This window comes from Actinomadura pelletieri DSM 43383 (assembly GCF_003634705.1).
Classification (GTDB): domain Bacteria; phylum Actinomycetota; class Actinomycetes; order Streptosporangiales; family Streptosporangiaceae; genus Spirillospora; species Spirillospora pelletieri.
Genome location: NZ_RBWU01000005.1, coordinates 195561 through 216377 on the forward strand (window position 1 = coordinate 195561; position 20817 = coordinate 216377).

The window sequence follows — 20817 nt, forward strand, 5'->3', positions numbered from 1 at the left end:
CCGCACGCAGGGAGCCGTCAGGCGACCTCGACGCGCCCCTTGGCCGCCATGCAGATGCGGGCGAGGTCGTTCAGGGCGTCGGCGCGCCGCTCGTCCAAGGTGCGGCGGTCACCCGGGCCCGCCTCGGCGAGCGTGTCGATGACCAGGGAGAACACGGGCCATTCGGCGGGGCCGATGGCGCCCTGGAAGTCGATGCCGTCCTCCAGGTCGTCCACGTCGAGGTTGCGGGCGAAGGTGGCGAGGGCGGCCTCCGCCGCGACGACGCCGATGCGCATCGCCAGCGCGGCCGGTTCGCGATCGAGGGCACGCACATTGGTAGAACCCATGTTCGACAACCTAGACCACACGAGCCACACCCGTCGAACGTTTGATCGAATCGTTGCCGGACGATCCAGGATCTACTCGGCGATCGACTGCTGGAAGAGATACGAGTGCGTGAAGTGCAGGACCCCGTCCGTCTTGCTCGGCCGCATCCCCGTCGCGGGGCCGCCCTTCAACTCCTCTTCCAGCTCCCGTCTGATCTGCGCGGCGACCTCGTCCGGCGTCTGCGAGAGCTCCAGCCACGGCTCCAGCGGCCGGACGAAGTCGAACCGCTCGGCCCGTTTCACTTCCGCGCCCGCCGCCGTGACGAACTCCGTGATCTGGGCCTCGGTCAACACGGTCCCGTGCGAGGGATCACGCAGCCGCTCGATCCGATCGAGGTCACCGTCCAACCCGTCCGGACGCACCAGATCCGCGATGATCAGCGCCGCCCCCGGCCGACTGACCCTGACCATCTCCTGCACGACGGCCTTCGGATCGGCGACCTGGTGCAGCGAGAACCGGGTGACGACGAGCGTGAACGACCGGTCGACATAGGGCAGCTCCGCGGCGTCGCCGCGCGTGAAGGTGACGTTCGTGAGCCCCGCGTGGTCGGCGCCGCGCTTGCCCTCGACGAGCATCGCGGGCGTGAGATCGAGCGCCGTCGCGTGACGGACGCGGGGGGCGATCGCGCGAGAGACGAGTCCGGTCCCGGCGGCGACCTCCAGCACGACGTCCTCAAGGTCGAGTTCGGGCTCCATGAACCGGACGAGCCGGTCCAGATGGCGGGTGAACGCGACGTTCAGCCCGGGATCGGTGAACCCCGCCGCCTGCTTGGAGAACTCCCGTACGACTCTCTCGTCATGCGTCACGGTCACGTCGCCTCCTCGGATGTTTGTCCCGGATCATCCCCGAAACGCCCCCCGGTGAACAGAGGTGAGTGAGACTCCTCACCTGTGGCGAAAGCAACGCGGGTCTCAGGCGGTGGGGACGGTGTCGAGGAGGGCGGCGAGGCCTTCGGCGTCCAGGAGGTCGGTGGGGCGGACGGTGAGGTTGGCGCGGACGTAGTGGAAGGCGGCGCTGACCCGGTCGACGTCCACCCCGGCCAACTCCGCCCAGGCCAGTCGGTACGCGGCGAGCTGCACCGACGCGAACTTGGCCTCGTCTCCGGAGGGTGGGGCGCCGGTCTTCCAGTCGACGATCTCGTAGCCGCCGTCGGACGAGCGGAACACGGCGTCCATGCGGCCTCGGATCAGGCGGTCGCCGATGATGGTCTCGAACGGGACCTCGATGTCGAGCGGTTCCCGGGCCGCCCATTCGGATTCTTCGAACCGGTCGCGCAGGCGGGCGAGTTGGGCGTCGTCGGCGGCGCCCTCGTCGGCTGCGCCGGGGAGTTCGTCGGGGTCGAGGAGGCGCTGCTGGCCCCAGCGGCTTTCCAGCCAGGCGTGGAACGCGGTGCCGCGCCGGACGTAGGGGGCGGGCGGGCGTGGCATGGGACGGCGGATCTGCCGGGCCAGGGCGGCGGGGTCGCGGGCCAGCGACACCAGTGACGAGACCGACAGGTGCGCGGGCAGTTCGACGAGCGTTCCGTCGCCGCCGCGGCCACGGTCGCGTTCGGCCAGGAGGAGTTCCACGTCGCGGGCCCAGGCGGTCATGAGGGCGCGGTCCGCGTCGGACAGTCCGGCGTGGCCCGCCCAGTGCCGGGTTCGCCCGGCGATCTCGTCCTCGACCATGCGGGCGGCCTCGACGACGGCCTCGTACCGTTCGCGGGCGGTGATGTCGCCGCCGCCGCGTTCGCCGGGCGCCACCGGCCACCGCGCCTCGTCCGCGTCGGCGAGCAGCGGGTTCTGGGCGTCCTCCTCCGGCGGGTCGGCCCACTCGGCGACGGTTCCGGCGCCCGCCATGCACACGGCCCGGATCTCCTCCAGGTACGGGGACGGTCCGAGCGGACGCCCCGACGAACCCCACCAGTAGCCCGTGGCGATGAGCAGGCTCGACGCCCGGGTGACCGCGACGTAGGCGAGCCGCCGCTCCTCCCGCAGGTCACGTTCGGAGCACGCCTCGTCGAAAGCGGTGAGGTCGTCCTTCTCCAGACCGTTCAGGGGTGGGAGGTCGGCGCGGTCGCCGCGCAGCATGAAGGGGAGGACGCGCGGGTTGGCGGTCCAGCGGGTCGCGTTCTGGGGCGGCGACGGGAAGATCGACCCCTTGGCGGGTGCGCCGTTCTTCTGCGGGACGTAGGAGAGGCCGGGCACGATCACGACCGGCCATTCCAGCCCCTTGGACGCGTGGACGGTGAGCAGTTTGACGCTGTCGGTCTCGCCGACGCGTCCGGCCTCCAGCCCGAACTCCTCCGTCTCGGCGGCCTTGAGGTAGGCGAGGAACGCGCCGAGCGTCGGGTCTTCGGCGTCGCCGGCGAAGGTGGTGGCGGCGTCGATGAAGGCGTCCAGGTCGGCGCGGGCGGTGATCGGGTCGAGGCCGGAGCGGGCGGCGACCTCGATGTCGAGGCCGAGGGCGCGTTCGACCTCGTTGACGAGGTCGGGCAGCGGAAGGCCGACCTGGCCGCGCAGCGTGCGCAGTTCGTCGCGAAGGCGCCGGAGCCGCCCGTAGCCCTCCGGTGAGTAGGCCTGCGGCGGGCCGAGGTCGTCGAGGGCGTCGACGAGGCTGCCCGTCTCCTGGTTCAGTTCGCTGACGAGCTGCCGCAGCGGGTCGGACGACGGGTCGTCCGACGGCGGGGTCTCGGGTGGGGGGTCGTCCGGGGGGCTCTCCGGTTCCGAGGTCTCCGGGCGGGTGATGTCGCGGGCGGCCTCCTGGGCGAGGGTGCGGGCGCGGCGGCCCAGGGCGACGAGGTCGCGCGGGCCGAGGCGCCAGCGAGGGCCGGTGAGCAGCCGGGCGAGGGACGCCCCGGCGGTCGGGTCGTGCATGGTCCGCAGCGTCGCGACGACGTCCTGGACCTCGGGGACGGTGAGCAGCCCGCCGAGACCGACCACCTCCACCGGGATGCCGCGCGCCTCCAGGGCCCGTCTGATCAGCGGGAACTGCGATCGTTTACGGGCGAGGACGGCGATGTCGCCGTACCGGAGCGGCGCGGAGTGCGGGCCGCCGTCCGGTGCCGTGTCGGGGTCGGCGGCGGCCATGAGACCGGCGATGCGCGCGGCGATGCGCTCGGCCTCCTCCTCCACGGTGGTGAACAGCGCGCATTCGACGCGTCCGCGGCCTTCGCGTCCGGCGCCGGGGATGAGGCGCGGTACGGCCTTCGTCTCCGCGCGCAGCTCGTCCTGGACCCGGGCGGCCGCCTCAAGGATCTGTTCGCCGTTGCGGAACGACCGGCTCAGTTGGACGACCGGCGCGGGCGTCGGACGCCCCCCGGCCACCCCGGGCCGCAGCGGGAAGTCGTAGGCGAAACGCAGCAGGTTCCCGGCGCTCGCCCCGCGCCAACCGTAGATCGACTGGCAGGGGTCGCCGACCGCCGTCACCGGGTGCCCGCCCGCGAACAGCGACTTCAGCAGGACGAGCTGCGCCTGGGACGTGTCCTGGTACTCGTCCAGCAGGACCACCGAGAACCGGGACCGTTCGATCATCCCGACGTCGGGATGCCGGTGGGCGATCCGGGCGGCGAGGGCCATCTGGTCGCCGTGGTCGACGACCTCCCGGTCGGCCTTGGCGCGTCCGTACGCCTCGATCAGCGGGAGGAGCTGCTCCCGGACGGCCTGTTTCCCGAGAATGTCGCGCTGCGCCTTGAGCGGTTTCTTCAGCGCGGCGAACCGTTCGCCGAGCCAGGTGCCGACCTTGCGGACGTCGTCGGCGGTCCGCAGATGCTCCGACAGGTCACCGGCGAGTTCCATGACGGCCTTCGTCACGGTGTCGGGCTGCCATTCGACGAGGTCCATGGGCCCGTCGTAGGCGTCGACGACCCGCGAGCAGATCTGCCACGCGACGGCCGGTGAGATCAGCCGCATCGTCGGTTCGAGCGCCTCGCGGAGCGCGTGGTCGCCGAACAGCCGCGCCGCGTACGAGTGGTACGTCGACACCATCGGCTCGCCGTCGAACAGCGCCTCCCCGCCGAGCCGTTCCAGCTCGTCGTCGGGCAGGACCTCGCGGAGCTTGTCGAGCCGCTTGCGCACCCGCGCGCCCAGTTCGGCGGCGGCCTTACGGGTGAACGTGAGGCCGAGCACCCGTTCCGGCCGGACGAACCCGTTGGCGACGAGCCACACCACGCGCGCGGCCATCGTCTCGCTCTTGCCCGACCCGGCGCCCGCGATCACCGCCATCGGCGCCAGCGGCGCCTCGATCACCCGGGCCTGCTCGTCGGTCGGCTCCGGGATCTCCAGCAGCCGGGCCAGCTCTGCCGGCGTGATCACCTCGCTCCCCCCGAGCTCGTCGATCCCTGCGGCCCGCTCGTCCGCGGCGCCGCGTCGGCAGCAGCGTAGAGGACCGGGCGGTCAGCCGCCGACCTGGCCGCCCTCGTCGTGGACCGGGCAGCAGGAGCGTACGGGGCAGGTCCGACACTTGTCGTTCGCCCGCGCCTGGAACACCTCGCCCGCCATCCCGGTCGCGACGATCTCGACGAGTTTCTTCGGCCACTCGGGGTCGGCGTCCTCGGCGGGCGGCGGCTGCTCCTGCTCGCGTGCCCTCGCGGCGAACGCGGCCTTGCCGACCTGCACGAGCTTCGCCCCGCCCGGCTCGATCAGCCCGTGCCGTTCGAACGCGCCGAGCATCACCGCGTACTGGTAGACGCCGAGCTGCGGATGCCGGCCCAGTTCGTCCTTCGGCACGGCCGTCGACGATGTCTTGATGTCGATGATGACGGCACGGCCGTGCTCGTCGCGTTCGGCGCGGTCGATGCGGCCCTTGATGACGACGCGACCGAGGTCGACCTTGAACGACTCCTCCAACGCGACGACCTCGTTGGGGTTGTCGCGGTGCCAGGCGAGGAACTTGTCGACCATCCGCGACGCCTGTTCGCGTTGTTTCTCCGAGTACCAGGAACTGCGGAAGTCCAGGTCTTTCCAGATCTCGTCGAGGCGTTGGGCCACATGCACCTCGTCGATGCCGTCGTCCGCGCCCGCCATCTCGGCGACCGCGTGGACGACCTTGCCCATGGTGCTGTACTCGTTCGGGCCGCCGTCCTGCGCGCCGACCGCGGACGCCAGCAGCCACCGCAGCCCGCACGTCGTGAACGCCTCGACCTGGGACGGCGAGATGGTGATGGACTCGTCCTCACCGAACGCGGGCCCGGAGTCGGACAGCGCGGTGATGGCGTACCAGTTCTCCGGCTTCGCGCCGCGCACACCCGCCCGCGCCAGACGCGCCAGGTGCCCGGCTGCGGCGCGTCGAAGCGGTTGGGGACGGCCCGGGTCCGCGACGACGGAACGCAGGTCGGCGACCAGCGCCGACAGTGAGAGCCACCGTGTCTTCTCGTCCAACTGCGATCGCTCGATGGCGCCCGGAAGAAGCTCGTTCAGAAACCGGGACGGTCGTTCCTCGGTGTCGTCACCGCCCACCGCCGTCACGACGAGCCGTTTACGTGCGCGCGTCACCGCCACGTAGAACAGGCGCCGTTCCTCGTCGAGCATCTTCGCCGCCATCGACGCACCGGCGGCCTCCTCACCGTCCGGCTCGGCACCGGCGGCGTGCTCGATCAGCTCCTCGATGCCCAGCAGCGACCCGCGCAGCCGCACGTCGGGCCACACACCCTCCTGGACGCCGGCGATCACGACGACGTCCCACTCCAGGCCCTTGGCGCGGTGCGCGGTGAGGATTCTGACCGCTTCACCGTCCGGCGACTGTTCGGCGAGCGTGTCACCGGCGATCTCCTGGGACGCGATGTTGTCGACGAACAACTCCGGCCCGGCTTGAGGCAGCCGGTCGACGAACCGTGCCGCATGGTCGAACAACGCGACGACGGCGTCGAGGTCACGGTCGGCCGCCGCGCCCCGGGTTCCGCCCTTCGCGCTCTGCTCCAGCAGGACGTCCGCCTGTCCGCTCTCCTCCCACACGGCCCAGAGGACGTCTTCGGCGGAACCACCGTCGTGGACGCTGCGCCGTGCCACCTCGATGAGCCGCGCGACCCGTTCGGCCGGTGCGCGGACCTTCTCATGGATCAGGACGAGTTCGCGCGGGTCGTCCAGGGCCGCGACCAGCAACTCCCCGAGCGGCCGGTCGCCTCCCGACAGTTCCTCCAGGTCGCGCAGGGCTCGTTTCAACCGCCGCATGGCCAGCGCGTCGGCGCCGCCCAGCGGGCCCGTCAACAGGTCTTCGGCGACGACGCCGTCCAGGAAGCCCTTCCTCAACGCCGCCCGCAACAACACCAGGAACGGACGGACGGCAGGCTCGCCCATCAGCGGAACCTCGTCACCCGCCACGACCACCGGCACGCCCGCCTGGGCCAGCGCACGCCGCAGGGCCGGGACCTGCCGTACGGCGCTGCGCACGAGCACCGCCATCCGTGACCAGGGAACGCCGTCGAGAAGATGCGCGCGACGGAGTTCATCCGCGACGAGAGCCGACTCCTGGCTTTCGGAGTCGGCGATGACGGCACGCACTTCACCGTCCTCAAGCGTCTCCAGAGAAAGCAGGGCGCGGTGCTCGGCCGCCCCGGCGGACCCGGCGGGCAGGCGCCGCGCGATCCGCCGCGACGCGGTGAGGATCTCCGGGCCCATACGGCGGCAGGTCCGCAACGCCACGACGGGCGCCGGGTCGCCGTCCAGGGTGAGGAACCGGTTCGGGAACTCCTGGATGCCGCGCACGTCGGCGCCCCGGAACCCGTAGATCGACTGGTCGGGGTCGCCGACGACGACGAGGTCGCGCCCGTCGCCCGCGAGATGGTGCAGCAGCACTTCCTGCGCGGGGTCGGTGTCCTGGTACTCGTCCACGAACACGACGTCGTAGGCGTCCTGCTCCCGGATCCGGGTCTCCTCGTCCGCGAGCATGGCGGCGGCCACGTGAATCAGCTCGCCGTAGTCGTACGTCGGGACGGGGTCGAGCGCGAACCGGTCCGCGTACCGTTCCATGAACTCGCCGATGGCAGGCCAGTCGTCGCGTCCGCGCATGCGTCCGAGCGCGACGAGTTCGTCCCCGACGACCAGTCGTTCCGCCGCGCGCAGGGCGAAGTCACGAAGTTCTTCGGCGAACCCGCGTGTCGCCAGGGCGGCTCTCAACCGTTCCGGCCAGGCGCGGGCGCCGTCCGTCAGCTCTCCTTCCAGGAACCGCCGCACCTCCAGGAGTTGCTCCGGCCCGGACAGCAGCCGAGGCGCGGGCTCCTCGTCGAGGACCGCGTCGCGTCTGAGCAGCGCGTAGGCGTAGCTGTGGAACGTGAGCGCGAGGGGGGTCCGCGTCGTCCGCTGCAACCGTCCGGTGATCCGCTGCCGCAGCTCCCCCGCCGCCTTGCGGCTGAACGTCAGGACGAGCACGCGCTCCGGGTCGACGCCGCGGTTCTCGATGCGGTCGACGACGGCCTCCACGATCGTCGTCGTCTTCCCGGTTCCGGGCCCCGCGAGCACCAGCAGCGGCCCGCCCGCATGCTCGACGACCCGCCGCTGCTGCTCGTCGAGCACAGGCGGAACGGCCCGCGCGGGACCGGCGCGGCGAACGAGACGGTAGGAACCTGACGGCACAACAGGCTATTGGAACAGATCAGCGGGGCCGTTCTGGCCACAATGCACGCATGTCGTCAGAGAAACCACGGCGACGCGGCCTACGACCGCCCGTCCCAGCGGGCGCGCGCCATGTCGACACGGCGACCGTCGGGACGCAGCGGCGTGCTCTCGGCGCGGTAGTTCTCGTGCGCCTCGATCTCGTGACCGCTCGGCGGGCTGCCGTCCGCCCGGACGACCCGCCACCATGGCACGGCGCCCCCGTAGAGGGACATCACACGTCCGACCTGCCGGGGTCCACCGCGCCCGACCAGCTCGGCCACATCGCCGTAGGCGAGGACGCGGCCCGGTGGGATCCGCTCCACCGCGTCCAGGACGGTCTCGGCGTACTCATCGGGTTCCGACGACATCCGGAGATTCTCCCGCGCTCAGGACGGCGCGTCGGGCGGTCCGAACATCGGAGACCGCCCCGACCCCAAGGGCGGCGGACCCGACGGCGGCGGACCCGTCCGGGGCGGCAGCGGAGGCGGCCCGGACCGGTGACCACCCGTCGGCGGCCCGGGAGGCGGCCCCATCGGACCCATCGGACCCATCGGCCCGGTCGGTCCCACCGGCGGACCGCCCGCGACACGCGGATGACGGCGCCGGAAGGCCAGCGCGATCGCGCCGGCCGTGACCGTCCCACCGAGCCCGAGGAGAACCAGCCCGATGATCAGCGGCCGGACCCAGGCGGGCCGGGGAATGATCTGCACCGGTCCGGGATCGTTCTTCCCGAACCGCTGCCCGGCGGGCTTGTCGCGCGTCGCGGAGGCCTCGGCGAGGGCATCGGCCGCCGACAGCGCCCGGGCCGCGTGGACCTCGCCGAACCCGACCTCGGAGTCGTACCCGCCGGACGGCCTGTGCCGGGTGCTCTGGATCAGCGCCTGCGAGACCAGCGCCGGTGACAGGTCCGGGTGCCTGGCGCGGATCAGCGCGGCGATGCCGGACACGAGCGCGGTGGAGTCGCTGGTGCCGCGGCTGGCGAAGTACTGGCCGCCGGGGGCCGCGACGGGCACGTCCATCCCGGGAGCGGACAGCACCACCGAGTAGTTCCGGTTGGAGAACGGCGCGCGAGCGTGGCCGGGCTCGGTCGCCGCGACCGCGATGACCCCCGGATAGGACGCCGGGTACGAGTACGGCGCGTACCCGTCACCGTCGATCTCGTCCGGATCGTCGCCGTCGTTCCCGGCGGCGGACACCACGACGACACCCTTCTGGATGGCGTAGGCGATGGCCGCGCGCTCCTCGGCGACCTCGTTCTTCTTGCCCAGCGACAGGTTGATGACGTCGGCGCCGTGGTCGGCGGCGTAGCGGACGCCGCGGGCGATCGCCGTGTCGGCCCGTTCGGACCTCCGGTAACGGGCGAAGCTCCGGTCCTCCGGCTCGGCGATGGCCCGGATGGCGAGGACGCGGGACTCCGGCGCGATCCCGATGACCCCGGAGCCGCGCCCCGGGCCGTGCCCGTGGCCCGCGATCAGCGATGCCATCCCGGTCCCGTGCAGCCGGGCGGGCTTCGTCGTCCCGTCGATCTCGGCGATCATGTTCGGGCCGGTGGTGACGGAACCGGTCAGGTCCGCCTGTGTGGCGTCGACACCGGAGTCGACGACCGCGACGGTCACCCCCTTCCCCTTGGTGACCTTCCAGGCGGCGTCCATGCCGAGGACGTTCAGGATGGGTTTCTGCCGGTCGCGGACGATGTCGGCGTGCGCGGGCACGGGCGTCAGCCACGTCCCGGCCAACGCCACCGCGAACGCGCCGCCCGCCACCCGGACCGCACGCCGCGTCCCGGCCCCCGCCTCACGCCCCCGCATCCGTGCTCCCGTCAGCATTCCCACTCGGGACTGTCGCAGTCCGGCAGGGCCTTCGCCGACAGCGACCGGGCGACCGCGTGCCCGATCTGCGGCGCCCCGACGAACGGCTCACCGGGCCGCTTCCTCTTGATCGCCGCGGCCGGGCGCCCGTCGGTCTGGCCCGACGTCGTCAACACCACGTACGGGCCGCCGCGGTCGATGGTTCGGTCCTGCCGCGCCTCGTCGGTGAACCGGGCGGCGGCCGTCCCGGGGAACGCCGCCGCGTGGAGCGCCGGGCGGACCGTGCCCGTCCCGTCCGGGCCCTGCGAACCGGGCAGCTCCTTGTACGCCTTGTCGGCCCTCCACGGGTCGGGGAACACCACCACGCCGACCGTGGTGACGATGCCCTGGAGCTGGTCGACGTAGGTGGCGCGCAGCACGGCCCGGCACCCGTGCCTGCTGATCGTCGCCATCATCTCCGTGTCGACGCCCTGCGCGCAGGCGGTGTCGGGGACGATGCCCATCCGCGTCGCGTACTCGCTGTGCCCCGTCACCGGCCGGTAGCTGATCCGCTCGGGAAAGATGCGGCTCGCGGGCCACGCCTGCCACCGGCGCGCCACTTCCTCGTTCGCGGCCACCTGCAGCTCGGCGTTCGTGGGTTCGCGGTTCAGCGTCGCCCAGGCACCGGTGAGAGAGATACCACTGGCGACCAGGTAACAGAAGGCGACCACGATCGCGACGACCATCCACTGCCGTCCCCGCAGCCCGAGCACCGTCGGCGGCGGCGGACCCATGTGGACGGGAGGAGGAGGCACCACACCGGGCGGGCCTCCCGGCGGCCCGGCGGGCATGCCGAACCGCTGCGGGGGCCGCGGCGGAGGCGGCTGCTGGGAGGGGGGCAGGAATGCCACAACAGCCAAGATTATCTGTGCTTCACGACATTACGCCCTTACATTGCGGTGAGGGGACGGTCCGGTGTGGGCGACGCCCGGGAATGCCGCAGCACATGGCAAGGTTGTGCGGTGAGAAGGACGAAAGACGTCCCCGCCCCAACTCGCGTCAGCACAGGAGCACCCACCGTGTCGTTGCCACCTCTGGTCGAGCCCGCAGCGGAGCTCACCCGCGACGAGGTCAACCGCTACTCGCGGCATCTGATCATCCCCGACGTGGGCATGTCCGGGCAGAAGCGCCTCAAGAACTCGAAGGTCCTGGTCGTGGGCGCGGGCGGCCTGGGCTCCCCCGCCCTGCTCTACCTCGCCGCCGCCGGAATCGGCACCCTCGGCGTGATCGACTTCGACGTCGTCGACGAGTCCAACCTCCAGCGCCAGATCATCCACCGCCAGTCGTCCCTCGGCAAGCCGAAGGTCGAGTCCGCGGCCGAGACCGTCCGTGAGATCAACCCGCTGATCAACGTGGTCGTGCACGACACCGCGCTCGACCGCGACAACGTCATGGACATCTTCAGCGGCTACGACCTGATCCTGGACGGCACCGACAACTTCGCCACCCGCTACATGGTGAACGACGCCGCCGTCCTGCTCGGCAAGCCGTACGTCTGGGGCTCCATCTACCGCTTCGACGGCCAGGCCTCCGTCTTCTGGGCCGAGCACGGCCCGTGCTACCGCTGCCTCTACCCCGAGCCCCCGCCGCCCGGAATGGTCCCGTCCTGCGCCGAGGGCGGCGTCCTCGGCGTCCTGTGCTCGTCGATCGGCTCCATCCAGGTGAACGAGGCCATCAAGCTCCTCACCGGCATCGGCGAGCCCCTGGTCGGCCGCCTGATGATCTACGACGCCCTGGAGATGAACTACCGCTCGGTCAAGGTCCGCAAGGACCCGGAATGCACGCTGTGCGGCAAGAACCCGACACAGACCGAACTCCTCGAGGACTACGAGGCGTTCTGCGGCGCCATCTCCGACGAGGCCGCCGAGGCCGCCCAGGACTCCACGATCACCGTCCTGGACCTGAAGGCCATGCAGGACCGTGACGACGACATCTTCCTGGTGGACGTGCGCGAGCCCAACGAGTACGAGATCGTCTCGATCCCCGGGGCGACCCTCATCCCCAAGGGCGACTTCCTGAACGGCTCCGCGCTGGAGCGCCTCCCCCAGGACAAGAAGATCGTCCTGCACTGCAAGTCGGGCGCCCGCTCCGCCGAGGCCCTGGCCGTGGTGAAGAACGCGGGCTTCGCCGACGCCGTCCACGTGGGCGGCGGCGTCCTGGCCTGGGTCAACCAGATCGACCCGTCCCAGCCGACCTACTGACCCGTTCGGCCCCCGGACCCCACAAGGGTTCGGGGGCCGACGACGATCTTGTCGCCACAATTCCAAGATCCTGACAAAGTGGCCATGTGTCGAGAAGTCCACAGACGTTCGGCGGGCGCGTCGCCCTCTGGCTGATCCTCGGCGCCCTGACATTCGGCGCCGGTGCGATCACCTACTCGATGTACAACCAGGCGAACCTTCGCTACCAGGTCGGACACGGCTCGGCGGGCACACCTGGCACGGTCCACATCGACTACTGGATGAGCGGCAAGTCCTCGGGTTGCTACGGACGCTTCCGTCCCAACACCGGCGAACCCTCATCAACCGTCATCCGCATCAACGGCCTAAAACACGAGGCCTGCAAACGCAACACCACGGTCCCGGCCCGCCTCCTCAAGGGAGACGGCGGCGGCTTCCTCAACACCGACGACCGCGACGAGGCCTTCACCGCCGACAGCAATGGCGGCTGGCTCACCCACGCCGTCGTCGCCACCGTCTTCGCCATCCTGACCCTGATCCTGGGAATCCCCTGGGCCCTCCTCACCGTCCTGACGCCCCTGGCCGCCCTGACAATAACAAAGCCCGAACACCCCCACTCCTGAAATCCGCGGCCATTGACCGTCCATATGCAGAGTGGTGGTCAGCGGCCGTGGAGAAGGAGGTGGAGGAGGCGGCGGGGGCGTTTGCGGTGCCAGGTGGTGCGTTCGTTGGATTGTGGGAAAGGCTCGTCGGGGATCGGGACGGCGAGGAAATCGCAGAGGGGGCTCCAGCCCTGACTGACGTCGAAGATCAGGAGTCGGTCGGGTGGGAGCGTGGACTCGACCTCGGTGATGTGGCGGTCGAAGACGGTGAGGACGTGGTCGCGGTCGGCGATGCGGCCGTCGAAGACGCGGTCGAAGATGGTCGCTCGGGCCATGCGGGGGTAGAGGGCGAAGTCCGGTGAGCGCCGCGCTACCAGCCATCGGAGGAGCCTTCGGCGCAAGGACGGCGGGCGGCGCTCCGCGAGGGCGCGGGCGAAGATGGTGGACGCGACGCTGTCGTACCAGCGTTCCCCGTCTCGGACGGTGAGGATCACCTTGGCGTCCGGGTAGTGGTCGGCGAGTTCGCGCCAGTAGGACGCGGCGGGCCAGTCCAGGGCCGACTGGAACCCGGCGAAGATCTCGTCCCAGTCGGCGGGGGCGCCCTCGCCGATGTCGAGCCACTGGCGGACGCGGTGGGGCTCGGCGATGACGGTGGACATGTGGTAGCAGGGGCCGAGGCCGAGCCGTTCCAGTGCCGCCTTCAGGGAGGCGGTGCCCGTCCGGCCGAAGCCCGCGCCGATCACCTGCATCAGCGTCTCCGTTCCTCTTATCGAGTTCTTATGAGCGCCGCCTACGTTGAGGTGGGACGACCGAATTGTCAGCGGAATCGAGGAGCGGAGCAATGAGGCTCTTTCCCGGATCTCTTCTGGACGCGCTTCGAGAATCGCCCGGAACGGCCGCGTTCGAGCACGGCGGGCGGGTGGTCACGCGGGCGGAGTTAACGCAGCTCATCGGCAGGTTGGCGGCGGGGCTGCGGGACGCGGGCCTCGGGCCGGGCGACGGTCTGGCGATCCGGACCACGGTGTCGCCGGAGGCGTTCGCCGCGCACATCGCGGCGCATGTGGTCGGGTGCCGCGTCATCGGCGTCCGGCCCGGGTACGCGGCCGGGCAGCTCGCGCACGTGCTCGGGATGGGCGTCGACGCCGTGCTCGTCGACGCGGAGGCCGTGGCCACGACGCCCGGTCTGTTCGGCGCGGCGGGACCGGTGCAGGTGTTGTCGCTCGGGCCGTGCGAGGCGGCGCGCGACCTGTTGGACGGTTCGAGCGAGGAGACGCTCGACATCACGGCCCGTCCCGACGACGTGGCCCTGCTGGCGTTCACGAGTGGGAGCACCGGGCGACCGAAGGGGTGTGCGACCACCTACCGGGCGTTGAGCGAGCACTGGGCGTGGCAGCCGCACGTGTGGGGGGAGGTGGCCGAGGACTTCGCGGCGGCGTTCGAGCGGTACCTGCTGTTCGGCACGCTGGCCAGCATGGTGGTGTTCGAGTTCCTCGCGCCGTGCCTGCTCGGCGGCGGCACCGCCGTGATTCCCGAGGACGACGGCCGTCCCGTGTTCCCGTACGCGATCGAGCGGCACCGGATCACCGGGTCGATCATCACCGTGCCGAAGTTGGGGCGGATGCTCGACGTGCTGCGGGACGACCCGGTCGACGTGGGGAGCCTGCGGGCGCTGATGGTGTCGGGGTCGCCGCTCGGCCCGCAGCGGCTGGCGGAGGCGGTCACGCGGCTCGGGCCCGTCGTCTACAACGGATACGGGCAGACGGAGACCGGTTCGGTGTCGATGCTGACGCCCGCCGACATCGCGGCGGGCCGCCTGGCGTCGGTCGGACGGCCCCATCCGGGCGTCGAGATCAGGGTGCGGGACGAGGGCGGCCGGGTCCTGCGCCGGGGCCGGACCGGCGAGATCTACGTCCGTGCCCCGTACATGATGGCGGGCTACTGGGGAGACCCGGTGGAGAACCGGGACACGGTGCGCAACGGCTGGATGCGCACCCGCGACCTCGGACATCTCGACCGGGACGGGTTGCTGTACCTCGACGGCCGCGCCCGCGACGTGATCATGGTGAACGCGATGGTGGTGTACGCGGGCCCGGTCGAACGGGTGCTGGCCGGGCATCCGGACGTCGCCGAGGCGTACGTGGTGGGGGCGCCCGACGAGCGGACGGGTGAGGCCGTGCACGCGTTCGTCGTCCCGGCGGTCGGCCGGTACCCGGACGGGACGGCGCTGAAGGAGATGGCCGCGCTCGTCCAGGACGAACTCGGCGAGGACTCCGTCCCGCAGACGATCACCGCGGTGCCGGTGGTGCCGACCGCCGCGAACGGCAAGCCCGACAAACGGGCCCTGCTGCGGCGGCACCGTCCGGGTTTCTGATCAACCTCTGAGAATCGGGGCCTTCACTTGGGTTGAGCATTCAATCATCTCGTCGTCGCGGAGGGTGTCATGGCGAACCGGTCCCTGGACCACCTGATCATCGGCGCGGGACCTGCCGGTCTCCAGCTGGGCCAGCTGCTCCAGAAGTCGCGGCGCGGCTATCTGATCCTGGAGGCGGGCGACGCGCCCGGCACGTTCTTCCGGACGTTCCCCCGCCACCGCACGCTCATCTCCAGCAACAAGAAGCACACCGGGACGGACGACCCGGAGCTGAACCTGCGCATGGACTGGAACTCCCTCCTGTCCGACGACCCGGAGCTGCTGTTCACCCGCTATAGCGACCGGTACTTCCCCGCCGCCGACGACATGGTCCGCTACCTCGCCGACTACGCCGAGCGCTGCCGCCTGAACATCGCCTACGGCACGCGGGCCACGAATGTCACCCGGACCGCCGAGGGCGTGTTCCGGGTCACCTGCGATACCGGCGACACCTACGAGGCGAAACGGCTGATCGTCGCGGCGGGCTTCACCCGGCCGAACGTCCCGCCGATCCCGGGCGTCGAGACCGCCGACCTGTACGGCGAGCACTCCACCGACCCCGCCGAGTACGTCGACAAGCGGGTGCTGATCATCGGGAAGGGCAACTCGGCGTTCGAGACGGCGGAGAACCTGATCGAGTCGGCCGCGGTGATCCACGTCGCCGGGCCCCGCTCCCTCCGGCTCGCGTGGCGGACGCACTTCGTCGGGCACGTGCGCGCCGTCAACAACAACTTTCTCGACACCTACCAGCTGAAGTCGCAGAACGCGATCCTGGACGGCGAGGTCAGACGCATCGAACGGCGCCCGGACGGCGGCTACCTCGTCACGGTAGCGTTCGTCCGCGCGGACGAGGTCACCAAGGACATCCCCTACGACCGGGTGATCGTCTGTACCGGCTTCCGGCTGGACGCCTCGATCTTCGACGGGTCCTGTCGCCCCGAACTGACGATCGACGAGCGGTTCCCGGCGCTCACCCCCGCCTACGAGTCCGTCAACGTCCCGGACCTGTACTTCGCCGGGACGCTGACGCAGTCCCGCGACTTCAAGCGCGGCACGAGCGGCTTCATCCACGGTTTCCGGTACGGGACGCGGGCGCTGCACCGCGTCATGGAGTACCGCCACCACGGCGCCGAATGGCCGGGCCGGACGCTCACCGCCGACCCGCGGGACCTCGCGGACGCGGTGCTCGCCCGGGTCAACCGCAGTTCGGCGCTGTGGCAGCAGTTCGGCACGCTCGCCGACGTGATCGTCCTGGATTCGGCGGGCGGCGCCCGCTACCTGGAGGAGCTGCCCGTCGACTTCGGGGACGCGCCGGTCTCCGACGCCGGTCCCGGCGGTCACTTCACGATCACCCTGGACTACGGGCCGGACCACGACAAGGTCGACCCGTTCGACGTGTCCGTCACGCGGATCTCGCAGCGCGACGCGGGCCGCGCGCACGAGGGTCACTACCTGCATCCGATCGTCCGGCATCATCGGGGCGGCGAGGTGACGGCCGTCCATCATGTGACCGAGAACCTGGAGAACGACTGGACGTCCGAGGACGTCCACGCCGAGCCGCTGCGGGAGTTCTTCGCCCGGCAGACCGCGTCCACGCCGGTGTGACCGCCATGCGGTCACCCTCCGACCTGCGCGGGTTCGAGGCCGTCGCCCGTGAACGCCTCGACCCGGCGCACTACGACTTCTTCGCGGGCGGCGCCGGAGACGAGATCACGCTGCGCGCCAACGAGGCGGCGTTCGGACGGCTCGCGCTGCTCCCCCGCGTCCTGCGCGGCACCGACAAGCCGGAGCTGGGCGTGACGCTCCTCGGCCGCCGCGCGTCGATGCCGGTCCTGGTGGCGCCGACCGCGTTCCACCGGCTCGCCGACCCGGAGGGCGAGCGGGCCACGGCGCGGGCCGCCGCCACCGCCGAGACGATCATGATGGTGAGCATGGCCTCGACGGTCGCCGTCGGGGACGTCGCGGCCGCCGCTCCCGACGCCCGGTTGTGGTTCCAACTGCACGTCCAGCCGGACATGGCGTTCACCGAGACGCTGGTCCGGCGCGCGGAGGCCGCGGGTTGCGGCGCGCTCGTCGTCACGGTCGACGCGCCGGTCTTCGGCAGGCGCGGTCGCGACGACCGCAACGGCTTCCACGACCTGCCGGACGGTCTGTGCTGCGAGAACATGCGGGACGGCGACCGCATCCGCTCCATCGGGTTCTCCCCCACGATCTCGTGGGAGCACATCGGCCGCCTCATGGAACTCACCTCGCTCCCGATCGTTGTGAAAGGCGTCCTGCATCCGCAGGACGCCCGGGCGGCCCTCGACCACGGCGTCTCGGCGCTGATCGTCTCCAATCACGGCGGACGGCAACTCGACACGGCCCCGGCCACGATCGACGTCCTGCCGGAGGTCGTGGCGGCGGTCGCGGGGGCGGTGCCGGTGCTGCTGGACGGCGGCGTCCGGCGCGGCACCGACGTGCTGAAGGCGCTGGCGCTCGGCGCGGACGCCGTGGCGGTCGGACGGCCGGTCCTGTGAGGCTTGGGCGCGGACGGCGAGAGGGGGGTCGTCCGCGTCCTCGGCCTGTTGCGAGCGGAGATCGAGGACGCGCTGGCCCTGTGCGGCGTCGCGTCCGTCCACGACCTCGAACCGGGCATGGTGAGGCGGGCACGGTGCGGGGCGTCGTGATCGCGGCGCTCGCCGCTCTGGTGAGCCTGCCGTGGTGGCTGCCCGGCCGGGTCGTGGCGCTGCGCGGATGGCTGTTCGCCCGCGTCAACGGTGACGAGGGCATTCCCGTTCCCGGAGACCTGGTCGGTGTGGAGGAGTTCAGGGACGTCTACTCCCACCCGGCGGCAGGCGGCCGCAGCAGGGGCGCCGCGCTGTCGGACCTGTTCTGGTACTGGCTGTCGCCGGGCGCGCACGTCCATCAGGAGCACCTGGAGGCGGGCGAACGGTACGACGAGGTGGCCCGTGCGACGCGCCGGTTCCTGGCCGTCCCGCGCGCGGAGGCCGAGGAGCTGACGGTCCGCTGCGTCACCCGCGTCCTGCGCGAGCGGCTTCCGCGCGGGGACGCGGCGCGGATCGTCCGGCTGCGCGACCTGATGATGCCGGTCTGGGCGGAGTTCTACTACGAGCTGGTGTTCGGTGAGCCGTGCCCGCGCGCGGCACGCGATCTGATCGTCGGGAACGCCGACGACGTCGTCACCGCGCTGAAGTGCTGCGGGCTCCGCCACATGGGACGCCGCCACCGGCTGACCCGCTACCTCGCCGGACGGCTCGACCACGTCCGGCATCCGCTGCCCGCGGGCCTTTCGGACGAGGAACACGCCTACTACCTGCAAGGAACGTTCTTCAACACCGCGGTCGTGCAGATGTCGGAGGCGATGGCGCACCTGCTGATGGTCCTCGCGCGGCACCCGGACGCGGCGGCGACCGCGCTCACCGGCGACGAGCGCGCGTTCGACCGGGTGCTCCAGGAGACGATGCGGCTCTACCCGCTGTTCGGGGTCGCGCACCGCATCACCACCGGGGACATCGGTCTCGCCGACGGGACGACCATCCCGGAGGGATCGGTGCTGTGCTTCGGCTACCCCGAGTTCCACCGCGCCGGATTCACCGACCCGGACCGGTTCGACCCGGACCGGTTCCGGAACGGTCCGGCCGCCAAGGACCTGAACCACATCCCGTTCGGTGTGGCGACGAACCGGCCCTGCCCCGCCTGGCGGCTCGCGCCGATCACGATGCGGGCCGCGGCGCGGGAGGTGCTGCGCCGGTACTCGCTCGCCACGTCCGCGTCGCACACCAGGTCGATGCCCAACCGGGGGCCGTGCCTGCTCGTCCCCCGCCACACCACGCCCCGCCGGTCGGTCCGGTCGTCGCGACGTGCGGCCCTGCTGTTCCTGCGCTCACGCGACCGGGTCGAGGACGTGTGGCGCGGCGTCGTCCAACTCGTCCTCGGCACCTTCATGGTCTGGGACGCCCGCAGGCAGCGACTCTGCGAACGCCACTTCGCACACTTGGAGGACAGTCATGCTCCCTCTCGCAGCGGCCCCCGCTGAGGACCCCAACCTCGCGCTGACCCTGAAGGTGCTCCCGGCCCTCGTCGTCATCCTCCTCGCCGCGGGCGTGTGCGGACGCCTGGCCCGGACGGTCGGCCAGCCGCGCGTCCTCGGCGAGATGGTCGCCGGCGTCCTGCTCGGCCCGACGCTGTTCGGGCAGGTGTGGCCGGACGCGCAGGAGAAGGTGTTCCCGAGCGAGGTCGTCCCCGTCCTGTACATCGTGAGCAACATCGGGTTGACGCTCTACATGTTCCTCGTCGGCGCGGGTTTGGACCACGGGTCGCGGACGCCGGGCGAGGGACGGCGCGCGCCGCTGCTGGCACTGTCGGGGATCCTGCCGTCGATCGTCCTCGGTTTCGTCGTCGGCGCCGCGCTGTACGGCACGCTGTCGCGCGACGACGTCGGCCGGTGGGAGTTCGCCCTGTTCGTCGGCGGCGCGCTCTCGCTCACCGCGTTCCCGATGCTGGCGCGGATCCTGTACGAGCGGGGGCTGGAGAACTCGCCGCTCGGACGGCTGTCGCTGCTGGCCGCGTCGATCGACGACGCGGCGGCCTGGTGCCTGCTCGCCGTCCTGTCCGCATGGCATCTCGGCACCGGTCCGGGCGGGGCGCTGCGCACGATCGCGCTCGCGGGCGTCTTCGCGGCGGTGATGCTGCTGGTGGTGTCCCGGCTGCTGCGTCCGCTGGGCCGGGAGGTCGCCCGGGCGGGTTCGCTCGGCCCGACCGCGCTGTACATCGTCGTCATCGTGCCGTTGACGGCGGGCTGGTTCACCGACTGGATCGGCGTCTACTCGGTGTTCGGCGGGTTCGTCGCGGGTCTGGCGATGCCCCGCGACCGGGAGTTCCGGGAGGCGCTGCACGCGAAGACGATGGGGATCGTCTCGACGCTGCTGCTGCCGGTGTTCTTCGCCTTCTCCGGGCTGAACACCGAACTCGGCGGCATCACCGGCGCCACCATGCTGCTCTCGTTCGCCGCGATCATCACGGCGGGCTTCTGCGGCAAGTACTTCGGTTGCGCGCTGGCGATGCGCGGGCTCGGGTTCGGCTGGCGTGACGCCTACGCGGTCGGCGGGTTGATGAACGCGCGCGGTCTGATGATTCTGATCTTCATCAATATCGGCCTGGCCCAGGGCATGATCACCCGGGAGCTGTTCGCGATGCTGGTGCTGGTCGCGGTCATCACCACCGCGGCGGCCGTCCCGCTCTACCGGCTGGCGCTGCCGGACCGGCTGGAACGCGCCCGCATCCCCGAGGACCCCGAGCCCGTCCCCCGGGCCGCCTGACGCTCGGGGCGGCGCTGGCGCAAGACGAGCGACCCGACGATTCGGTTCAAATTTAAAGAAAGTTGTCCACTAGTGTCCGTGTCTCTGGTGGGACGGGGACGACGGTGGGAGCGTGGGATCGTGGCCGATTCAACGGGCCCCGGCGACCCGCCACGCCGGCTGTTGATCGTCGAGGACGACCGCGAGCTCGCCCGGATGCTCGCCGCCCTGTTCGTCGAGCAGGGCTACGCGGTCGACCTCGCCGCCGAGGGCCAGCGCGGGCTGCATCTCGGGCTGAGCAGGAACTACGACGCACTGATCATCGATCGTGGGCTGCCCGTGCTCGACGGCGTCGAGCTGGTCCGCCGCCTGCGCGGCCGGGGTGTCACCGCGCCCGCGCTCGTGCTGACCGCGTTCGGATCGCTCGCCGACCGGGTCACCGGGCTCGACGCGGGCGCCGACGACTACCTCGTCAAACCGTTCGAGATCGACGAGCTGCTCGCCCGGGTGCGGGCGCTGCACCGCCGCCATCTGGACCGCGCGC

The 20817-nt window shown here is 71.4% G+C and carries 14 protein-coding genes and 3 pseudogenes; 9 read left to right on the forward strand and 8 right to left on the reverse strand.

Annotation, left to right across the window (positions count from 1 at the left end; all coding sequences use genetic code 11):
- Window positions 1-17: 17 nt before the first annotated feature.
- The 7 genes from BZB76_RS22715 to BZB76_RS22745 all read right to left on the reverse strand — a co-directional run bounded on the left by BZB76_RS22715 (window position 18) and on the right by BZB76_RS22745 (window position 10632).
- A complete protein-coding gene (locus BZB76_RS22715) occupies window positions 18-326 on the reverse strand; it encodes a hypothetical protein (RefSeq protein WP_121436437.1) in 309 nt (102 codons plus the stop codon).
- A gap of 72 nt (window positions 327-398) precedes the next feature.
- Window positions 399-1178 carry a class I SAM-dependent methyltransferase gene (locus BZB76_RS22720; RefSeq protein WP_121436438.1) on the reverse strand — a complete coding sequence of 260 codons (780 nt, stop codon included), beginning with the start codon at window positions 1176-1178 and terminating at the stop codon, window positions 399-401.
- Window positions 1179-1277: 99 nt separating this feature from the next.
- Window positions 1278-4658 carry an ATP-dependent helicase gene (locus BZB76_RS22725; RefSeq protein ID WP_121436439.1) on the reverse strand — a complete coding sequence of 1127 codons (3381 nt, stop codon included), beginning with the start codon at window positions 4656-4658 and terminating at the stop codon, window positions 1278-1280.
- Window positions 4659-4739: 81 nt separating this feature from the next.
- Entirely contained in the window at window positions 4740-7913 is a 3174-nt protein-coding gene (locus tag BZB76_RS22730) for an ATP-dependent helicase (RefSeq protein ID WP_121436440.1), read from the reverse strand.
- Window positions 7914-7993: 80 nt separating this feature from the next.
- Window positions 7994-8302 carry an MGMT family protein gene (locus BZB76_RS22735; protein ID WP_121436441.1) on the reverse strand — a complete coding sequence of 103 codons (309 nt, stop codon included), beginning with the start codon at window positions 8300-8302 and terminating at the stop codon, window positions 7994-7996.
- Window positions 8303-8320: 18 nt separating this feature from the next.
- The gene (locus tag BZB76_RS22740) at window positions 8321-9742 is read right to left on the reverse strand and encodes a S8 family serine peptidase (protein ID WP_121436442.1); all 1422 of its coding nucleotides are present in this window, start codon (window positions 9740-9742) and stop codon (window positions 8321-8323) included.
- Between the two features lie 11 nt (window positions 9743-9753).
- Complete coding sequence (locus BZB76_RS22745) at window positions 9754-10632, reverse strand: hypothetical protein (RefSeq protein ID WP_147449499.1); 879 nt, start codon at window positions 10630-10632, stop codon at window positions 9754-9756.
- Window positions 10633-10800: 168 nt separating this feature from the next.
- On the opposite strand from BZB76_RS22745, the gene moeZ reads away from it, so the two are divergent.
- Both moeZ and BZB76_RS22755 read left to right on the forward strand, forming a co-directional pair.
- A complete protein-coding gene (gene moeZ, locus BZB76_RS22750; protein ID WP_121436444.1) occupies window positions 10801-11982 on the forward strand; it encodes an adenylyltransferase/sulfurtransferase MoeZ in 1182 nt (393 codons plus the stop codon).
- 86 nt (window positions 11983-12068) lie between these two features.
- Window positions 12069-12584, forward strand: coding sequence for a hypothetical protein (locus tag BZB76_RS22755; RefSeq protein WP_121436445.1), 516 nt, complete (start codon window positions 12069-12071; stop codon window positions 12582-12584).
- A 38-nt stretch (window positions 12585-12622) separates the two neighbouring features.
- On the opposite strand, the gene BZB76_RS22760 is transcribed toward BZB76_RS22755, so the two are convergent.
- A complete protein-coding gene (locus BZB76_RS22760) occupies window positions 12623-13312 on the reverse strand; it encodes a sulfotransferase family protein (protein WP_121436446.1) in 690 nt (229 codons plus the stop codon).
- Between the two features lie 92 nt (window positions 13313-13404).
- Here BZB76_RS22760 and BZB76_RS22765 point away from each other — a divergent pair, with 92 nt between their 5' ends.
- From BZB76_RS22765 to BZB76_RS36735, 7 genes and pseudogenes are all read left to right on the forward strand, one after another.
- Entirely contained in the window at window positions 13405-14934 is a 1530-nt protein-coding gene (locus BZB76_RS22765; RefSeq protein WP_121436447.1) for a class I adenylate-forming enzyme family protein, read from the forward strand.
- Between the two features lie 69 nt (window positions 14935-15003).
- Window positions 15004-16578 carry an NAD(P)-binding domain-containing protein gene (locus BZB76_RS22770; protein ID WP_121436448.1) on the forward strand — a complete coding sequence of 525 codons (1575 nt, stop codon included), beginning with the start codon at window positions 15004-15006 and terminating at the stop codon, window positions 16576-16578.
- A 5-nt stretch (window positions 16579-16583) separates the two neighbouring features.
- Window positions 16584-17642: pseudogene (locus tag BZB76_RS22775) on the forward strand (alpha-hydroxy acid oxidase).
- Window positions 17627-19012, forward strand: coding sequence for a cytochrome P450 (locus BZB76_RS22780; RefSeq protein WP_121436449.1), 1386 nt, complete (start codon window positions 17627-17629; stop codon window positions 19010-19012). The pseudogene BZB76_RS22775 and the gene BZB76_RS22780 overlap by 16 nt, the downstream one beginning before the upstream one ends.
- Complete coding sequence (locus tag BZB76_RS22785; RefSeq protein ID WP_121436450.1) at window positions 18984-20294, forward strand: cation:proton antiporter; 1311 nt, start codon at window positions 18984-18986, stop codon at window positions 20292-20294. Before BZB76_RS22780 ends, BZB76_RS22785 begins: the two co-directional genes overlap by 29 nt.
- 195 nt (window positions 20295-20489) lie before the next feature.
- Window positions 20490-20726 (forward strand): annotated as a pseudogene (locus BZB76_RS36730) (response regulator); the annotation flags it as partial.
- Window positions 20703-20802: pseudogene (locus BZB76_RS36735) on the forward strand (DNA-binding response regulator); the annotation flags it as partial. The pseudogenes BZB76_RS36730 and BZB76_RS36735, both read left to right, overlap by 24 nt.
- Between the last annotated feature and the right edge of the window lie 15 nt (window positions 20803-20817).

Bases quoted from the DNA above. Each gene is read 5' to 3' on its own strand.
- BZB76_RS22715 (WP_121436437.1), bottom strand. From the start codon at position 326: ATGGGTTCTACCAATGTGCGTGCCCTCGATCGCGAACCGGCCGCGCTG.
- BZB76_RS22770 (WP_121436448.1), top strand. From the start codon at position 15,004: ATGGCGAACCGGTCCCTGGACCACCTGATCATCGGCGCGGGACCTGCC.
- BZB76_RS22760 (WP_121436446.1), bottom strand. From the start codon at position 13,312: ATGCAGGTGATCGGCGCGGGCTTCGGCCGGACGGGCACCGCCTCCCTG.
- BZB76_RS22735 (WP_121436441.1), bottom strand. From the start codon at position 8,302: ATGTCGTCGGAACCCGATGAGTACGCCGAGACCGTCCTGGACGCGGTG.
- BZB76_RS22785 (WP_121436450.1), top strand. From the start codon at position 18,984: ATGCTCCCTCTCGCAGCGGCCCCCGCTGAGGACCCCAACCTCGCGCTG.
- BZB76_RS22765 (WP_121436447.1), top strand. From the start codon at position 13,405: ATGAGGCTCTTTCCCGGATCTCTTCTGGACGCGCTTCGAGAATCGCCC.
- BZB76_RS22740 (WP_121436442.1), bottom strand. From the start codon at position 9,742: ATGCGGGGGCGTGAGGCGGGGGCCGGGACGCGGCGTGCGGTCCGGGTG.